This window comes from Defluviitoga sp. (assembly GCF_035349255.1).
Taxonomy (GTDB): domain Bacteria; phylum Thermotogota; class Thermotogae; order Petrotogales; family Petrotogaceae; genus Defluviitoga.
Genome location: NZ_DAOPSE010000010.1, coordinates 35,106 through 51,352, shown reverse-complemented (window position 1 = coordinate 51,352; position 16,247 = coordinate 35,106). Strand labels below are relative to the sequence as shown.

Annotated in this window: 14 protein-coding genes; 8 read left to right on the top strand and 6 right to left on the bottom strand. The window is 32.6% G+C overall.

The window, feature by feature from the left end:
- Positions 1-49 precede the first annotated feature (49 nt).
- On the bottom strand, positions 50-1,462 hold the full coding sequence (locus PKN74_RS04185; protein ID WP_472308919.1) for a TldD/PmbA family protein: 1,413 nt from the start codon (positions 1,460-1,462) through the stop codon (positions 50-52).
- A 215-nt stretch (positions 1,463-1,677) separates the two neighbouring features.
- Between PKN74_RS04185 and fsa the strand changes: the two genes are divergently transcribed.
- Positions 1,678-2,343, top strand: coding sequence for a fructose-6-phosphate aldolase (gene fsa, locus PKN74_RS04180; RefSeq protein ID WP_472308917.1), 666 nt, complete (start codon positions 1,678-1,680; stop codon positions 2,341-2,343).
- A 36-nt stretch (positions 2,344-2,379) separates the two neighbouring features.
- Here fsa and groL read toward each other — a convergent pair whose 3' ends face one another.
- Positions 2,380-4,002, bottom strand: a complete 1,623-nt coding sequence (gene groL / locus PKN74_RS04175; RefSeq protein WP_472308915.1) for a chaperonin GroEL — start codon at positions 4,000-4,002, stop codon at positions 2,380-2,382.
- A 20-nt stretch (positions 4,003-4,022) separates the two neighbouring features.
- The gene (gene groES / locus PKN74_RS04170; RefSeq protein ID WP_472308913.1) at positions 4,023-4,292 is read right to left on the bottom strand and encodes a co-chaperone GroES; all 270 of its coding nucleotides are present in this window, start codon (positions 4,290-4,292) and stop codon (positions 4,023-4,025) included.
- Positions 4,293-4,775: 483 nt separating this feature from the next.
- On the opposite strand from groES, the gene PKN74_RS04165 reads away from it, so the two are divergent.
- The 7 genes from PKN74_RS04165 to PKN74_RS04135 all read left to right on the top strand — a co-directional run bounded on the left by PKN74_RS04165 (position 4,776) and on the right by PKN74_RS04135 (position 13,048).
- Positions 4,776-5,705 carry an aldo/keto reductase gene (locus PKN74_RS04165; protein ID WP_472308911.1) on the top strand — a complete coding sequence of 310 codons (930 nt, stop codon included), beginning with the start codon at positions 4,776-4,778 and terminating at the stop codon, positions 5,703-5,705.
- A 98-nt stretch (positions 5,706-5,803) separates the two neighbouring features.
- Complete coding sequence (locus PKN74_RS04160) at positions 5,804-6,757, top strand: carbohydrate kinase family protein (RefSeq protein WP_472308909.1); 954 nt, start codon at positions 5,804-5,806, stop codon at positions 6,755-6,757.
- A 447-nt stretch (positions 6,758-7,204) separates the two neighbouring features.
- Positions 7,205-7,954: a copper homeostasis protein CutC gene (locus tag PKN74_RS04155; protein WP_472308907.1), complete on the top strand. Its 750-nt coding sequence runs from the start codon at positions 7,205-7,207 to the stop codon at positions 7,952-7,954.
- A 48-nt stretch (positions 7,955-8,002) separates the two neighbouring features.
- A complete protein-coding gene (locus PKN74_RS04150) occupies positions 8,003-9,283 on the top strand; it encodes a homoserine dehydrogenase (RefSeq protein ID WP_472308905.1) in 1,281 nt (426 codons plus the stop codon).
- A complete protein-coding gene (thrC, locus tag PKN74_RS04145) occupies positions 9,283-10,347 on the top strand; it encodes a threonine synthase (RefSeq protein ID WP_472308903.1) in 1,065 nt (354 codons plus the stop codon). The genes PKN74_RS04150 and thrC overlap by 1 nt, the downstream gene beginning before the upstream one ends.
- A gap of 76 nt (positions 10,348-10,423) precedes the next feature.
- Positions 10,424-11,857 carry an aspartate ammonia-lyase gene (locus tag PKN74_RS04140; RefSeq protein WP_472308901.1) on the top strand — a complete coding sequence of 478 codons (1,434 nt, stop codon included), beginning with the start codon at positions 10,424-10,426 and terminating at the stop codon, positions 11,855-11,857.
- Positions 11,858-11,872: 15 nt separating this feature from the next.
- Positions 11,873-13,048 (top strand): NAD(P)-dependent malic enzyme, encoded by a 1,176-nt coding sequence (locus PKN74_RS04135; protein WP_472308899.1) that lies wholly within the window; start codon positions 11,873-11,875, stop codon positions 13,046-13,048.
- Between the two features lie 43 nt (positions 13,049-13,091).
- Here PKN74_RS04135 and PKN74_RS04130 read toward each other — a convergent pair whose 3' ends face one another.
- The 3 genes from PKN74_RS04130 to PKN74_RS04120 are packed head-to-tail and all read right to left on the bottom strand — an operon-like array spanning position 13,092 to position 16,236.
- Positions 13,092-14,336: a Gfo/Idh/MocA family protein gene (locus tag PKN74_RS04130; RefSeq protein WP_472308897.1), complete on the bottom strand. Its 1,245-nt coding sequence runs from the start codon at positions 14,334-14,336 to the stop codon at positions 13,092-13,094.
- 23 nt (positions 14,337-14,359) lie between these two features.
- The gene (locus PKN74_RS04125; RefSeq protein WP_472308895.1) at positions 14,360-15,187 is read right to left on the bottom strand and encodes a sugar phosphate isomerase/epimerase family protein; all 828 of its coding nucleotides are present in this window, start codon (positions 15,185-15,187) and stop codon (positions 14,360-14,362) included.
- A gap of 23 nt (positions 15,188-15,210) precedes the next feature.
- Positions 15,211-16,236, bottom strand: a complete 1,026-nt coding sequence (locus tag PKN74_RS04120) for a Gfo/Idh/MocA family protein (RefSeq protein ID WP_472308893.1) — start codon at positions 16,234-16,236, stop codon at positions 15,211-15,213.
- Between the last annotated feature and the right edge of the window lie 11 nt (positions 16,237-16,247).

Below are 16,247 nucleotides of genomic sequence, written 5' to 3'. Positions count from 1 at the left end.
TTTTTTATAAGTAATAAAGCCTTTTCTAAAATTTGTTGTATATTATTCATCATTCTTTTCCTCCTTTTACTATTCCCCCAACAACCATTTTCGGGATTCTAATGGTAGGTTGTGCATCCGAAACAGGCGCAGATTGGCCATCCTTTCCACATGTTCCTACTCCAAAACCTAGATCATTTCCAACCATATCTATACTTTCAAGAACCTTGAGCCCGTTACCAACTAAACTTGCTCCTCTAATAGGTTTTGTTATCTGTCCGTTTTCTATAACATAACCTTCATTAATGCCAAACTGAAAATCTCCACTTATGACATCTACTTGTCCACCACCCATTTTTCTAACGAAAATTCCGTAATCTACTGATTTTATAATGTCTTCCGGGTTATCATCCCCAGGTAAAATCAATGTGTTCCTCATTCTGACTATCGGTAAAACCATATAGGATTCCCTTCTCCCGTTTCCTGTTGGTTGTACAGAAAACTTTTTAGAAGTTATCTTTGAATGCATGTATCCTCTTAAAATACCATTTTCAATTAAAATTGTCCTTTCTGTGGGAGTTCCTTCATCATCATAATTGAGTGTACCTCTCTTGTTCATTATTGTCCCATCATCGACAACAGTAATTTTCTCGGAAGCAATTTTTTGGCCTATCTTATCCCTATATACAGAACCAGATAAAACTAAATCAGCTTCCATGCCATGTCCACAAGCCTCGTGAATCATAGTTCCGCCGGCTTCGGAAGAAATAACAACCGTAAACTCACCTGCAGGAGCCTCTTCTCCTTCAATTTGAGCCACAACTTGTCTAACTGCATCGTCAACAACTTTTTTCATCATTTGTTCTGTAAAAAATTCAAACCCTTCGTTTGCTGCATCTCCTGCATAACCTATAAACAAATTCCCTTCTTCATCTTCGCCAATAACTGTGACACTATAACGAGGGTAGTTTCTAATATCTTCGGCTATGGTTCCCTCAGAATTTATTATTTTTACTTTTCTACAACTATCTGAATATGAAATAGTAACCTGTTTAATTCGACTATCTACATCCCTTAATAAATTGACTCCTGCAAGAACTTTTTCAACTTTCTTATCTATTTCTACTTCATCAAAAGGGATTTGGAAAGGGGAAAAATTTCTTTTTTCACTCTCTTTCAAATCTTCAACCTTTAATGTTTCTTGGGTTTCAAATCTTTCCGATGCTATCGCTTTTAAATTATTTGCAAGGCTTATAAGATTTTCAAAAGTTGGTTCGTTAGTGTGTGCAAATATAGTTTCTTCCCTTGATACTACCCTCAAACTTGCTCCTCTACTACTTGAAAAATTTACTTTTTCAATTTTACCATTGTCATACAAGATAAAAGTACCATAACTATCTTCTAAAAAGATTTCTGAATATTCTCCACCACACGAGAGAGAATGATTCAATACTTCTATATACTGTTCTTTACTTAATTCCACTTTTTATCCCTCCTAATAATTTCCAAATTCGGAACCTCTATACAATTATACACGTATAAATTGCTAAAAATAAAATCAACATAAAATTTAAAAAAAATAATATTTAATCCTTTTTTGATTTAATTCTTTTTGAGATATAATTGATATACTATAATCCGTTTTAGATTTTAATAATAATTTTGAAATTATCTAAATAATAGTTGGGAGGGAACATGATGGAAATTTTTTTGGACACCGCTAACATCAATGAAATTAAAAAAGGTGTTGAATGGGGTATAGTAGATGGTGTTACAACAAATCCTACCTTAGTTTCAAAGGAAGAGGCTCTTTTTGAGGAAAGAATAAAAGACATATGTGAAGTAGTTCAAGGTCCTGTAAGTGCCGAAGTCGTCTCAACGGATTATGAAAAAATGGTAGAAGAAGCGCAAAAATTAGCTAAACTAAGTGAGCATGTTGTAGTTAAAATTCCTTTGATTCCTGATGGTATAAAAGCTATAAAGACTCTCACTAGAAAAGGTATTAAAACTAACGCTACACTTGTTTTCAGCCCTTTACAGGCTCTACTTGCTGCAAAAGCAGGCTCAACTTATGTTAGTCCTTTCATAGGAAGAATGGATGATATAGGTAATACAGGAATGACAATAGTAGAAGAGATAATGGACATTTTTATTAACTACGGTTATGAAACAAAAGTGATAGTCGCTAGTGTCAGACATCCACAACATGTTTTAGAAGCCGCTTTAATTGGAGCGGATGTTGTAACTATGCCTTTTGGCGTTTTAGAAAAGATGTTTAAACATCCTATGACAGATATCGGACTTGAAAACTTTCTTAAAGATTGGCAAAAATATCAGGAATATCTCAAAAATAAACTTAAATAAAAAACGTGCCTTCCGGCACGTTTTATTTTTTGCTTATTAATACATGTCGGGAACTTCAGGCATAGCAGCCGCAGTTTCCTCTTTTGGTTCCTCCACCACCAAAACTTCGGTTGTAATCAACATCGACGCTATGGATGCCGCGTTTTGCAGAGCACATCTTGCCACTTTTGTAGGATCTATTATTCCTGCTTCATACATGTTAACATATTTTTCCTTCAAGACATCGAATCCATAAGCTGGATCGTCACTCTCCTGGATTTTTTGAATGATGATGGCAGGTTCTAATCCAGCATTTATTAAAATTTGTCTTGTTGGTGCATCTAGTGCCTTTGCAACAACTAAAGCTCCTATTTTTTCGTCACCGTCCAATTGTTCAGCAATTTCCTCGACCGCCTTACGTGCTCTGAGTAACGTGACGCCTCCACCTGGAACGATTCCCTCTTCAACAGCTGCTCTAGTGGCAGATAATGCATCCTCTATTCTATGCTTCTTTTCTTTTAATTCCGTTTCCGTTGCAGCTCCTACTTTAATAACAGCGACACCGCCCGACAATTTTGCTAATCTTTCTTGTAAAGTTTCTTTTTCATATTCAGAAGTTGTATTTTCAATTTGGGCTCTTATCTGCTTAATTCTATCCTTAATTTCTTCTGGATCTCCTTTTCCACCAACGATTATAGTATCTTCTTTACCAACTCTAACTAGGTCGGCACGACCCAGATCTTCCAAAGTTATATTTTCAAAAGAAAGTCCAAGTTCTTCCGTTATAACAACTCCACCAGTTAGTACAGCTATATCTCCTAACATCTCTTTTCTTCTATCACCAAAACCTGGTGCTTTTACAGCTACCGATTCTAAAGTGCCTCTTAATTTATTCAATACCAGAGTTGAAAGAGCTTCTCCTTCTACATCTTCTGCTATTATTACCAAGGGTTTTCTAGTTTTTGCAACACTTTCTAGGAGAGGTAATAGTTCTCTTACGGTAGATATTTTCTGTTCTGTTATTAGGATATATGGTTCTTTTAGTTCTGCCTCCATTTTTTCTGGGTTAGTTACAAAATATGGAGAAATATAACCCCTATCAAATTGCATACCTTCTGTAAATTCAACAAAGGTGTCTAAAGTTTTAGAATCTTCCACAGTTATGACACCATCTTCTCCAACTTTATCCATAGCTTCAGCAATTAGACTTCCGACTTCTTCACTGTCAGCAGATATAGCTGCAACATGAGCAATTTCTTCCTTACTTGAAAGTTTTCTGCTCGAATTTCTAATATGTTCTACAGCTTTATCGGTTGCTTTAGCAATACCATTCTTCATTAAAATTGGATTTGCTCCAGCAGCAACATTTTTTAAACCTTCTTTGATCATAGCTTGGGCCAAAACAGTAGCTGTAGTGGTTCCATCTCCTGCTACATCATTTGTTTGAGAAGCAACTTCCTTTAATAGTTCTGCCCCTAAGGCTTCAAATTTATCCTTAACTTCTATTTCCTTCGCAATGGAAACTCCGTCATTTGTTATTGTTGGTGAACCCCAACTTTTTTCAAGTACAACATTTCTACCTTTTGGACCTAAAGTTATCTTTACAGCATCTGCCACTATGTTTGCACCTTTTTCTAAGGCTCTTCTAGCTTCTTCGTTAAATTTTAACATTTTTGCCATTGTCAAGACACCTCCTACTTTTATTCTTCTATTTTTGCTAATACATCATCGACGTCAATAATAATATATTCTACGTCTTCAATTTTAATTTCTGTACCTGCATACTTTGAAAATATTACTTTGTCTCCAATTTTTAAATCAAACTCTTCTTCTAGCTTACCAATTTCAACAATTTCTGCTTTTTGAGGCTTTTCTTTTGCAGAATCTGGTAATACTATACCACCTTCTGTTTTCTTTTCTTCTTTTATAGGTTTAATAAGTAGTCTGTTTCCTAACGGTTTTACTGTCATTTGTTAATACCCCCTTTGTATATTTTTGATTAATTATTTTTAATTATTTTAGCAATTAAAGGTTAAGAGTGCTAATCCTTTAATATGATAACATTTCTAGGTTAAATAGGCAAGGTTGAAAAAAAACAATTATTCAGGAATAAGAGCGTTTATACCGATTTATTTCTAATTAAGTGTAAAAATCTCTTGTTTTCTCCATTTTTCTCTCTTTTTCTATTTTAAACACCTATTATTAAACAAAAAGAAAGCAAAAATAATCTAAGAAGTAACATTTTTTACCTAATTCGTAACTCAAAAATTTATCATAAAGCTGAAAGTTGATATAATTAGAGTATTAATATTTGAAAATATTTTTAATATGAATTTTAAACGACTTAAATTTTTTTTAATTTCTTAGACACTAAAATTATTAATCAGATTTCTGTATTATTTAGCTTATTTATTTTCAAAAGTTTTTACATCTATTGAAAAGAGGTGAGGATTTTGAGATACAAGAAACTTGGTAAAACAAATATAAATGTTTCCGTTGTTGGACTAGGTGCTTGGCAACTTGGTGGAGACTGGGGTCCTTTAGAGAAAGATCACGCTTTAAAACTACTAAATTTAGCTTACGACAATGGAGTTAACTTTTTTGATACTGCACCTGTATATGGTTTTGGAAGATCTGAAGAAGTAGTAGGAGAATTTTTGAATCAAATTAATAGAGATGAAGTTTACATCGCAACTAAGTGTGGCTTAGAGTGGGATAATAAAAGCAGAATTAGAAACAACCTAAAAAAAGAAAGGGTTTTGAAAGAAATAGAAGAATCTCTTACTAGATTGAAAACCGATTATGTCGATCTTTATCAAATTCATTGGCCTGATCCAAATACCTTATTGGAAGAAACAGCAGAAGCCCTTCAAAGAATACTCGATGATGGAAAAGCAAGGTATATTGGTGTTTCTAATTTTAGCGCTGAACAATTAGAAAAATTGTGTAAATACTTAAACGTTGTCTCCACACAAAATTATTACAATATGCTTGTTAGAGACATTGAAAAAGATTTGTTTCCAATAGTAAAAAAATATAACTTAACCATTATTCCTTACAGCCCGTTGGCTAAAGGATTGCTTACAGGAAAGATAACGAAGGATTTTGAACCATCCAAAGACGACCCAAGAGCTGGAGATAGAATATTTAAGGATAAAAAGCTATTTTTAAAAAATATAAAAAAAGTTGACAAAATAAAAGATATTTCTAACAAAATAGGAAAACCTCTTTCACAAATAGCAATAAATTGGTTGTTATATCATGATGAGGTTAGTACTGTTATTGCAGGTACTAAGAATGAACAACATTTACTGGAAAACATTAACTCGAGTGACTGGGTCATGACTAAAGATTTATTCGAAGAAATAAATAAACTATTATGATTATATATATTGGTTATAATTGTGACTGAATTTATCAATAAATTAAAGTTACCTTATTTACAAAATGCATAAAAATATAGCTCCTAGGAGGTAGATGTATGTCTATTCTTTGTGCAGGTGAAATCCTTTATGATTTTATATCTCAATCTCCTAACAAGGGTTTGGGGGAAAGTGAGATATTTGAAAAAAGGCCAGGTGGTTCTCCTTTTAATGTCGCAGTTGGATTATCAAAACTAGGCGCAGAGGTTTCATTTTTGACCAAAATAGGTTCTGACGAATTTGGGAAGTCGCTTTTAAACTACATTAAAGAAAGTAATATTAATACAGATTGTGTTATTTTTCAGAATGGGTATAAAACTACTTTAGCTTTTGCTGCTGTAGATGAGAATGGAAAAGCTGAATATGAATTTTATAGAGATAATGCTGCAGATGTTAACTTAAAAATGGAAGATTTGAAAAATTTACAACTCAATAAATTTTCACTCTTTCATTTTGGTTCTATAGCTTTGTTGGAAAAACCTACATCCCTAACTTTAAAAAATTTATTTGAAGAATTAGTCTCTAAAAAGAAAATTACTTCTTTTGATCCAAATATCAGAAAATCTATGATAAAAAACGAAGAAATATATTTGAGACTTATTAATCAAATAATCAAGAAAGTTGATATCTTAAAATTGAGTGACGATGATCTTTATTATATTACAAAAGAAAAGAATGTTGAGAAAGCTGTTTCTAGTTTAAATGTGAAAGATGGTTGTGGAATTTTCTTAACTTTAGGAAGTGAGGGTTCAATGGTATTTAAAGACAATAAATTTGAGTTTGTTCCTGCTTATAAGGTTAATGTTGTAGATACAGTTGGTTGTGGAGATTCTTTTATGGCTTCTATTTTGTATAAATTAAAAGATTATTCTTACAATGAATTAAAAACTATTTCATTATCTGCTTTAAAGGATTATGCAGATTTTGCTAATAAATGTGCTGCTATAGTTGCTTCTAAACCTGGCGCTGCAAATGCTATGCCAAATTTAGAAGAAGTAATGACTTTCTTTTGATTTTTTTGAGTTGATATTTTTTATTTTATATTATTATATAAATAGTAGTGGTAGTGATAGGATAATGTTGACAGTTTAAAAAGCTATATAAATATCCTTTCATGATGAATTGGTTATGTTGAAAAGTAGTAAAAATTTTCAAGTACTTTTTGAACTTAAATGTTCATAAAGGGAAAAAAGAAAAAATATCTATATTTTTGTTTATAAGTAAAATTTTCAACAACATCTTGAACTAAGTTATAAACTTAGAAGTTTAAGGTTATTTTATCAACCTTAAAATGTTTATAATTTCGTTTATAAAAGAGTTGAAAGAAATTTTCATGTTACCTACTCATCGTATAAAAAGGTTATTGATACAGGATACAAGTGACAAGTTATCAACCTATTGTATGTTGATAAAGTTATCAACATACATAATTAAATAAAATAAGGGGTGAGGAGGGATTTATGTCAAGAATAATATTAGAAATTTGTTGTGCCTCAGCAAGGGATGTTGTTGAGGCTGAGAAAGGTGGAGCGGATAGGGTTGAATTGAATTCAGGAATGGTATATGGAGGCTTGACTCCAAGTATAGGAGAAATAGAAGAAGCAAAAAGAAGAACAAAGATTCCAATTATTGTTATGATAAGGCCTAGAAGTGGAGGATTTTGTTATACCGATATTGAATTCGAAGTGATGAAGAAAGATACACAAGCCGCTATTAAAGCTGGAGCAGATGGATTAGCTTTTGGAATATTAAATGCTGACGGAACAATTGATATAAAAAGGAATAAAATATTAAAAGAAATAGCAGGAAATAAAGAAACGGTTTTTCATCGAGCTTTTGATGTCGCACCAGATCCCATTAAAAATATAGATATTCTTGTTGAAATAGGTATAAATAGAATATTAAGTAGTGGACAAGAGGCCACAGTTGAAAAAGGTATTAGAAATTGTAGAGAAATTATTAGTCATTCTAGTGGTAGAATAGAAATATTATTAGGGGGAGGAATTAGGGATTACAATGTAAAAAAGATTATAGAAGAAACTGGAACTAAGCAGGTTCATTTATCAGCATTTAGAGAAGAGTTTGATAACTCAACAGTTCATCAAAATAAAGTTAGATTCAATAAATATGAAGAAATGCCCGAAAATATTTATCAAGTTATAGATTGTAAGAAGGTAAGATTAGTAAGAAATATTATTGATAATGTTTAGTATTTAACAATTTCTAACGGGGAATAAAGTTTAAAGGAGGGTAACAATATGATAGGAGTTGGACTTTTGGGATTAGGAACCGTAGGAAGTGGAGTGCATCAGATTTTGACCAACAAAAGAGAATACATTAAACGGAAGTTAGGCGAAGAAATAATAATCCAAAAAATTTTGGTCAAAGATGTAACCAAAAAAAGAAAATATCATGTAGATAACTTTCTTTTGACTGACAAATTTGAAGATGTACTTAAAAATTCCGCTATTCAAGTTTTAGTTGAGCTCATTGGAGGAGAAGAACCTTCTTTTAGTTATATTAAAGAAGCTATAAAAAGAGGAAAACACATTGTTACTGCTAACAAGTTGATAATGGCTAAACATGGAGAAGAAATAGTTCGTTTAGCTGAAGAAAATAGCGTCAAAGTTTATTATGAAGGTAGTGTTGGAGGCGGTATCCCAATAATAAAAACTTTAAATGAATCTTTGGTAGCAAATAAGATAGAAAGAATATATGGTATTTTAAATGGAACAACTAATTATATTTTAACTCAAATGACTGAAAAAAAGGTTGATTTTAAAGATGCTTTAAAGGAAGCTCAAAATTTAGGATATGCCGAAAGCGATCCCTACTTTGATGTAAGTGGATTGGATTCTGCATATAAAATATCTATCTTATCTTCTTTATCGTATGAAACTTTTGTTGATGTAGATTCTCTGTATATCGAAGGTATAGAAAGAATAGAACCTGAAGATATAGAAATAGCTGATGAATTAGGTTATGTAATAAAATTATTAGCTATAGGGAAAAGATTGGAAAATGATAAACTAGATATTAGAGTTCATCCAACTTTTGTTCCAAAAAACAATCCAATATCAAGGATTAATGGTGTATATAATGTTGTTCAAATTCATGGGGATACTGTTGGAGAAATTATGATGTATGGTCAAGGTGCGGGAGAAATGCCTACGGCTAGCGCAGTAGTAGCCGATATTATAGAAGTTGCTAAAAACATTAAGTACAACATAAGTAACGGATTAATCAATAATTTACAACCTCATACCCTAGTAAGTATCGATGAAGTGGAAAATCCTTTTTATATCAGATTAATGGTCAATGACAAACCTGGTGTTTTTGCAAAGATTGCTAAAGTACTAGGAGATAATAATGTAAGTATTGCCTCTGTTATTCAAAAACATAGACTAACTCCCGTAGTTCCCATATTTTTAAGGACACACCCGGTAAAAGAAAAATATTTAAACCAAGCTGCTAGTGAATTGTCAATGATAGATGATGTGAGAGAAATTAAAAATATAATTAGGGTGGAGGAATTATAATGGCTCATCAAGAAATATGGGAAGGTATCATAAATGCTTATAAAGAATTTATGCCTGTTAAAGAAAAAACGAAGATAGTCACTTTACAAGAAGGAAACACTCCACTTATATTTGCTGAAAAAATAAGTAACAAATTGGATATAGAGTTATATTTGAAGTACGAAGGAACAAATCCCACAGGATCTTTTAAAGACAGAGGAATGACTTTAGCGGTGACAAAAGCCGTGGAAAACGGTGATAAAGCCATAATATGTGCTTCCACAGGAAACACTTCAGCATCAGCAGCTGCCTATGGAAGTAAAGCAGGTTTAAAGACTGCTGTAATAATACCAGAAGGTAAGATAGCATTAGGGAAACTAACTCAAGCTTTGATGCATGGAGCGATAGTTATTCCTATAAAAGGTAATTTTGATATTGCTTTAGAGCTAACAAGAAAAATAGCAACTGATTATCCAATCAATTTAGTGAATTCATTGAATCCATACAGGATAGAGGGACAGAAAAGTGCAGCTTTCGAAGTTTGTGATCAATTAGGTGGAGTTGCTCCTGATATACTTGCTATTCCCGTTGGTAATGCTGGAAATATAACATCATATTGGAAAGGATTTAAAGAGTACTATCAGGCCAAAAGAACTAACAAGTTACCGAAAATGTTAGGTTTTGAAGCAGAAGGATCAGCTGCCATAGTTAGACAACAAGTTATCAAGAACCCTGAAACGATTGCTACAGCCATTAGAATAGGGAATCCTGTCAATTGGGAAAAAGCAGTTGAAGCAGCAAGAGAATCTAAAGGGAGTATAGATTTTGTTACAGATCAGGAGATATTGGATACGTATAAAGAATTAGCTTTCCTAGAGGGAATTTTTGTAGAACCAGCTTCAGCTGCTTCTGTTGCTGGCATTAAGAAGTTCGTTAAATTGAATAAAATAGAAAAAGGTTCTAAAGTTGTAGCTGTTTTAACAGGTCATGGGTTAAAAGATCCAGAAACGGCAATGAGTACAATTAAATCACCAGTAGCCATCGAACCTAATTTAAACAAGATTCTGAATATGATAGGTTTATAAAGTTATAGCAACTTCTTAAGAAGTACTATCTGTTCTATAATAGAGAAAAAAATAATTATGAAAGGAGTAAAGATCATTGTCAAGGATTGAACGAGATTCTTTAGGTGAAAAAGAAATTGAGAATGATAGGTATTATGGTATTCAATCATTGAGAGCAAAAGAGAATTTTCCGATTAGTGGACAAAAAGTACACCCTTTGCTTATAAAAAATCTAGCTTATATCAAAAAAGCAGCAGCTTTAATGAATTTAGAAGTTGGTTTATTAGAAAAATCTATAGCCGGAGCTATTGTGAAAGCAGCAAATGAAATAATAGAAGGTAAATTTCTTGACGATTTTATTATAGATGCAATACAAGGGGGAGCCGGTACTTCTGTAAATATGAATATTAATGAGGTAATAGCAAATAGAGCTATTGAATTATTAGGGGGCAAAAAAGGTGATTATAGTGTCGTTCATCCAAATAATCATGTAAATATGAGTCAATCGACCAATGATGTTTTTCCGACCGCTATAAAGATGACAACTATCGTTCTTTTAACAGAACTAATTGAAGAATTGAAAAATTTAAGAGATTGCCTGAAAGAGAAATCCAATGAATTTGACGAAGTTGTGAAGGTTGGAAGAACCCAACTTCAAGATGCAATTCCCATACGATTAGGTCAAGAATTCAAAGCGTATTCTCTAGTTGTAGATAGAGATATAAGGCGGCTCCAAGCGTCCTTAGAAAGTGTTATGATTGTAAATATGGGGGGTACAGCTATTGGTACTTGCTTGAACGCTGATGAATTATACACAAAAGGGATAGTTGATAAGATAAATGAAGTATCAGGTTTTCACCTTGTACAAGCGGAAGACCTTATAGACGCAACACAGAACAATGACAGTCTCTTGGAAGTCTCATCTTTGTTAAAAACGTGTGCTGTTAATTTATCTAAGATAGCAAATGATTTAAGGTTGATTTCATCAGGGCCCCGTGCAGGTATAAGCGAAATAAATTTACCGGCTGTACAGCCAGGTTCTTCAATTATGCCTGGTAAAATTAATCCTGTTATACCAGAAGTTTTAAATCAAGTTTCTTTTCAAGTTATAGGGAACGATCTAACGATAACTATGGCAATTGAAGCAGGACAATTAGAATTAAACGCGATGCTTCCGATAGTGGCCTTTAATTTGTTTGAGTCGATACAGATACTGAAAAATGCGGTTAACACTTTTACCATTAATGCTATTAAAGGTCTCACTGCTAAAGAACTTCGTTGTAAAAATTTGGTAGAGAATAGTTTAACTTTAATAACCGCTTTAACACCACATCTTGGTTATGAAACTTGTTCGGTTATAGCACAAAAGGCATTAAAAAGTGGAAAAAATATTCGAGATGTAATTTTAGAAGAAGGTTATTTATCGGAAAATGAAGTAGACAGGATTTTAAATCCTTATGAGATGACCAAAGGTGGTATAGTAGCCAAAGACTTATTAAATAAAAAAGGAAAAAGAAGTTTTTCAGATTAGAGGAGGTTGCTAACTTTGGACATTTATGAAGAAGCACTTAAATTGCACGAAGAGAAAAAAGGCAAAATCTTTATTAGTAGTAAAGTGGCTATAAACAATCAACATGATTTAAGTATCGCCTACACACCTGGAGTAGCTGAACCTTGCCGTAAAATTCACGAAAATGCTGAAGACGTATATAAATATACTGTAAAAGGGAATTTAGTTGCAGTTGTTACTGATGGTACAGCAGTTTTAGGCCTTGGTGATATTGGACCAAAAGCAGCAATGCCTGTTATGGAAGGGAAATGTATACTTTTTAAGGAATTTGGAGAAGTAGATGCTATACCAATTTGTTTAGACACAAAAGATGTGAATGAAATAGTAGAAACTATAAAAAGAATAGCTCCAACATTTGGAGGAATAAATTTAGAAGACATTTCTGCCCCCCGATGTGTAGAAATTGAAAATGAGTTGAAAAAAGAAATAGATATACCGATATTTCATGACGATCAGCATGGAACAGCCGTTGTAGTTAGTGCAGGATTAATAAATGCTTTGAAAATTGTTGGTAAATCTTTAGATGAAATTAAGGTCGTTATAAATGGGGCAGGAGCGGCAGGTAGTGCAATTGTTAAGATGCTTCTGAGCTTAGGAGTAAGAGATATTCTAATTTGCGATACCAAAGGGATTATTTATGAAGGTTCTCCTACAAATAATTGGTTGAAAGAGGAATTAGCCAAATTAACAAATAGAAAAGGAATAAAAGGTTCTTTGAAAGATGCAATAGTAGGAGCAGACGTGTTTATTGGCGTTTCTGTTGGTAATGTGGTAAATAAAGAGATGATAAAAAGCATGAGTAATGATGCTATAGTTTTTGCGTTAGCAAATCCTATTCCAGAAATATTTCCCGACGACGCAAAAGAAGCAGGAGCAAGAATAGTTGCAACAGGACGGTCAGATTTTTCGAATCAGATAAATAATGTTCTGGCTTTTCCTGGTATATTTAGAGGGGCACTTGATGCTAGAGCAAGTGATATTAATGATGAAATGAAGATAGCAGCCGCATTTGCTATTTCAAGCGTAGTAGATGAGACACAACTAAACGAAGAAAATATCATCCCAAATGTCTTTAATCGAAAAGTTTCAAAAGAAGTAGCGAAAGCAGTAAAAGAAGCGGCGATAAAGAGCAGGGTAGCAAGAATAGAATAAAAATAAAGCCCGCTTCTCTAAGTTTAAAAGCGGGCTTTTTAAGTTATTTGATTTTTTCTTCTTTGTATTTTTGGTAATCAACAATTGAGTTATTAATTCTTGAATACTCTGCTGCAAACGCCATAAAATGACTTTCAATCAAATTGAAATAATCAAGATTTACATTGGAATCAAGATTTTCTAAATATTCGTCTATTAGGTTGAAATCTGATCCTTGGTGTCCTGTTTTATATTTAGGATTGACTTCTATAACTTCCCTTTTATCATTACTAAAAGTATTTATTTCTATATAATTTTTTTCAAAGTTCCCATATAGGTCACCTTTAGATCCAGTTATTTCAATTATTCTTGTTTTATCGTGCGTAAAAGCGTCAAGTGCAAATATAACGTCTATATTTTCATCAAATTTCATTACTACCTTTTGATTGTCAAGTACGTTATTATCCAATTTATATACACATTTTCCAAAATTTGTGGTTCTTAAAGCATGGATTCTGCCTTCATAACTCAGATCATTGGTTATGGTATTTACTGGCCATCCATTGTTTTGCATGTCCAAATATATTTTAGTAGCTGAATATGGGCAACTGTTCTGTAATTTACACTCTAAACATCTTTCAGAGCCATCTTTTGGAAAATTTTCTTTTCTAAAATGTTTTAAACTTCCAGTAGAATAAATTTGCAAACATTTTCGGCCCAATAACCACTGAAGAATATCAAGATCATGGCAACTTTTAGTAAGAAGGATAGGACCAACTTCCTCAGATTTTCTCCATCTTCCCCTGACATAGCTGTGGGCCATATGCCAATATCCAATATGTTCTTCTTGGATAACTGAAACTAATTCTCCAAGAATTTCTGAAACAAGAACCTCTTTAATTTTTTTGTAAAAATCAGAAAATCTTAAAACATAAGCAGGCATTATGTATTTATTTATTTCTATTGCTTTTTTAATGATTTCAATAGAGTCTTCTATTGTAGGAGCAACAGGTTTTTCTATCAGTATATTGTATCCTAAATCTAAAAAAGCTAAAGCGGGGTCTTTGTGTAAGTTTTCTAATGTAGCAATAATGGCTATATCTGCAATTTTTGGAAACTTTGAAAGGTCTTTCCAATCTTTTACGCAATATCTATCCTCGATATTATGAATTTTCTTAAAATAATTTCTTCTGTAATCATCTGGTTCAGCAACGCCAACAAATTTTAGTTTGTCTTTGTGTTCAAGTGCATATGCTCCATATGTGTTTATACCTCTTTCTCCTGCTCCTATCAGTATAGCAGTTTTCATACTTTTTATTTCCTCCTAATAATTCAATATTTGTTTAATATATCTAATAACAATTCTTTAGCTTTTAAAATATCTTTTTTCTGCTCATGACCTGTAATTTCTCTTTCTATTATTAAAGGACCTTTATAATTGTAACTTATTAATTTTTCTAATAGGAGTGGAAAGTTTACCGAACCTTCTCCGACAGGTGTTTCTTCTCCAAGATCTCTACCATTTGTAGGATATTTTCCATCTTTTACATGTACACTTCTAATTAGTCCTTTATACAAATCTACAGCATCAACAGGATTGGCTTTGCCATACATTAGTAAATTAGCTGGATCTAGGTTTATTCCAAGATTGTCTAAACCTACATCTTCGATGGTTCTTAATAGAGTAATCGGAGTTTCTTGTCCTGTTTCAAAATTAAAATAAATTCCTAGTTTTTTGGCCTCTCTGGCCACATATCTAATAGATGTCACCGTTTCCAGATATTCAGAGGTCGAGGGATTTTCTGGAATAAATCCTACATGGGTTACTATATCTTTTACACCTATTTCTTTAGCAAACTTAGCGCCTTGTTTTAGAGCTTCCATTCTTACATATCTAAATTCTTTTGGGACTAATCCTAAAGTAGCAGGTCCTTCAACGAAATCCCAGACCCTTGGCCCTGGCCACCCAACCCATAAGCTACATATTTTGATTTTGTCTTTAGTAATCTTCTTTAATTTTTCAGCATTCTCTTTTGTTAGATTTTCAATATGCCAAGCATTTACTTGACACATATTCAGACCCAATTCATCTAAATCTTTCGTTCCATGTTCTAATAATTCCTCTAATGGAATGATTACTCCTATGTCTAGATCATACATAAATTTTCCTCCTCATTTTACTGTTATTTTAAATTTACGATTTTTCCGTTATTATCAGCAGACTTCATTTCTGCTAAGGCAATTCTTATTGTTTCCATAGAACTTTTTGGAGGACAAACTTCTATAGGTAAATCGTTAAGTACAGCATTGGCAAAATACTTTATTTCTCTGTAGTATGCATTTTCATTTGAAATTTCTGGTACAAAGGGTTTTCCAACATTTGGAGTTACTTTTAACTCTCTTCTTTCATATATTATGTTACCTTCTTCGAAGTTTATTCTATAGCGCATTTCAAATGGAAAATCACCGTTTAATAACCAATCATCTTCTGCAATTATTATTTTTTTATCATTAAAAAAATATCTCGTTGAAACTACATCATATCCGGAGGCAGGTAATATATTAGTTGAAATGGTGGAAACAGCATGAGGAGTACCAAAAAACCAGTTTATTACGTCTACGTCGTGGATATGTTGATCTAATAGCACACCCCCACTTTTATCTTTTTGTAGTAGCCAGTTTTGATACGACCATTTTGGAGTATTTCCACCTCTAAAGAAGTACGATTCAATTACTTCACCAAACCTTTTGGTATCTATCATTTCCTTTGCATATTCGTAAGCGGGCCAAAAACGTAAACAATGTCCTATCATCAATTTCTTGTCGTTCCTTTCTGCTGCCTCTATCATTGCTTGACATTGTTCCAAGGTAAGTGCCATTGGTTTTTCACATAAGACATGTATTCCGGCGTTTAAAAACTTCACAGATACCTCAGAATGCAAATATGTAGGCAAAGCAATGTCAACAAAGTCTAGTTTTTCTTTTTCTAACATCTCATCAATTCTTGTATACAAATTGTATTTTGAAAAATCAAACTTCTTTTCTCCTACCTTTATGTTTCCTGGAATAAATTTGTTCTCAAACTTTGCAGGATCTATATCACATATAGCAACTAGTTTTAAAGGAAACTCTTCAGATTCTAATCTTATATAATTCTCTAAGTGACTTCTTCCCATAAATCCTATACCTATTAAACCAACTTTCAACATCTTACCCTCAT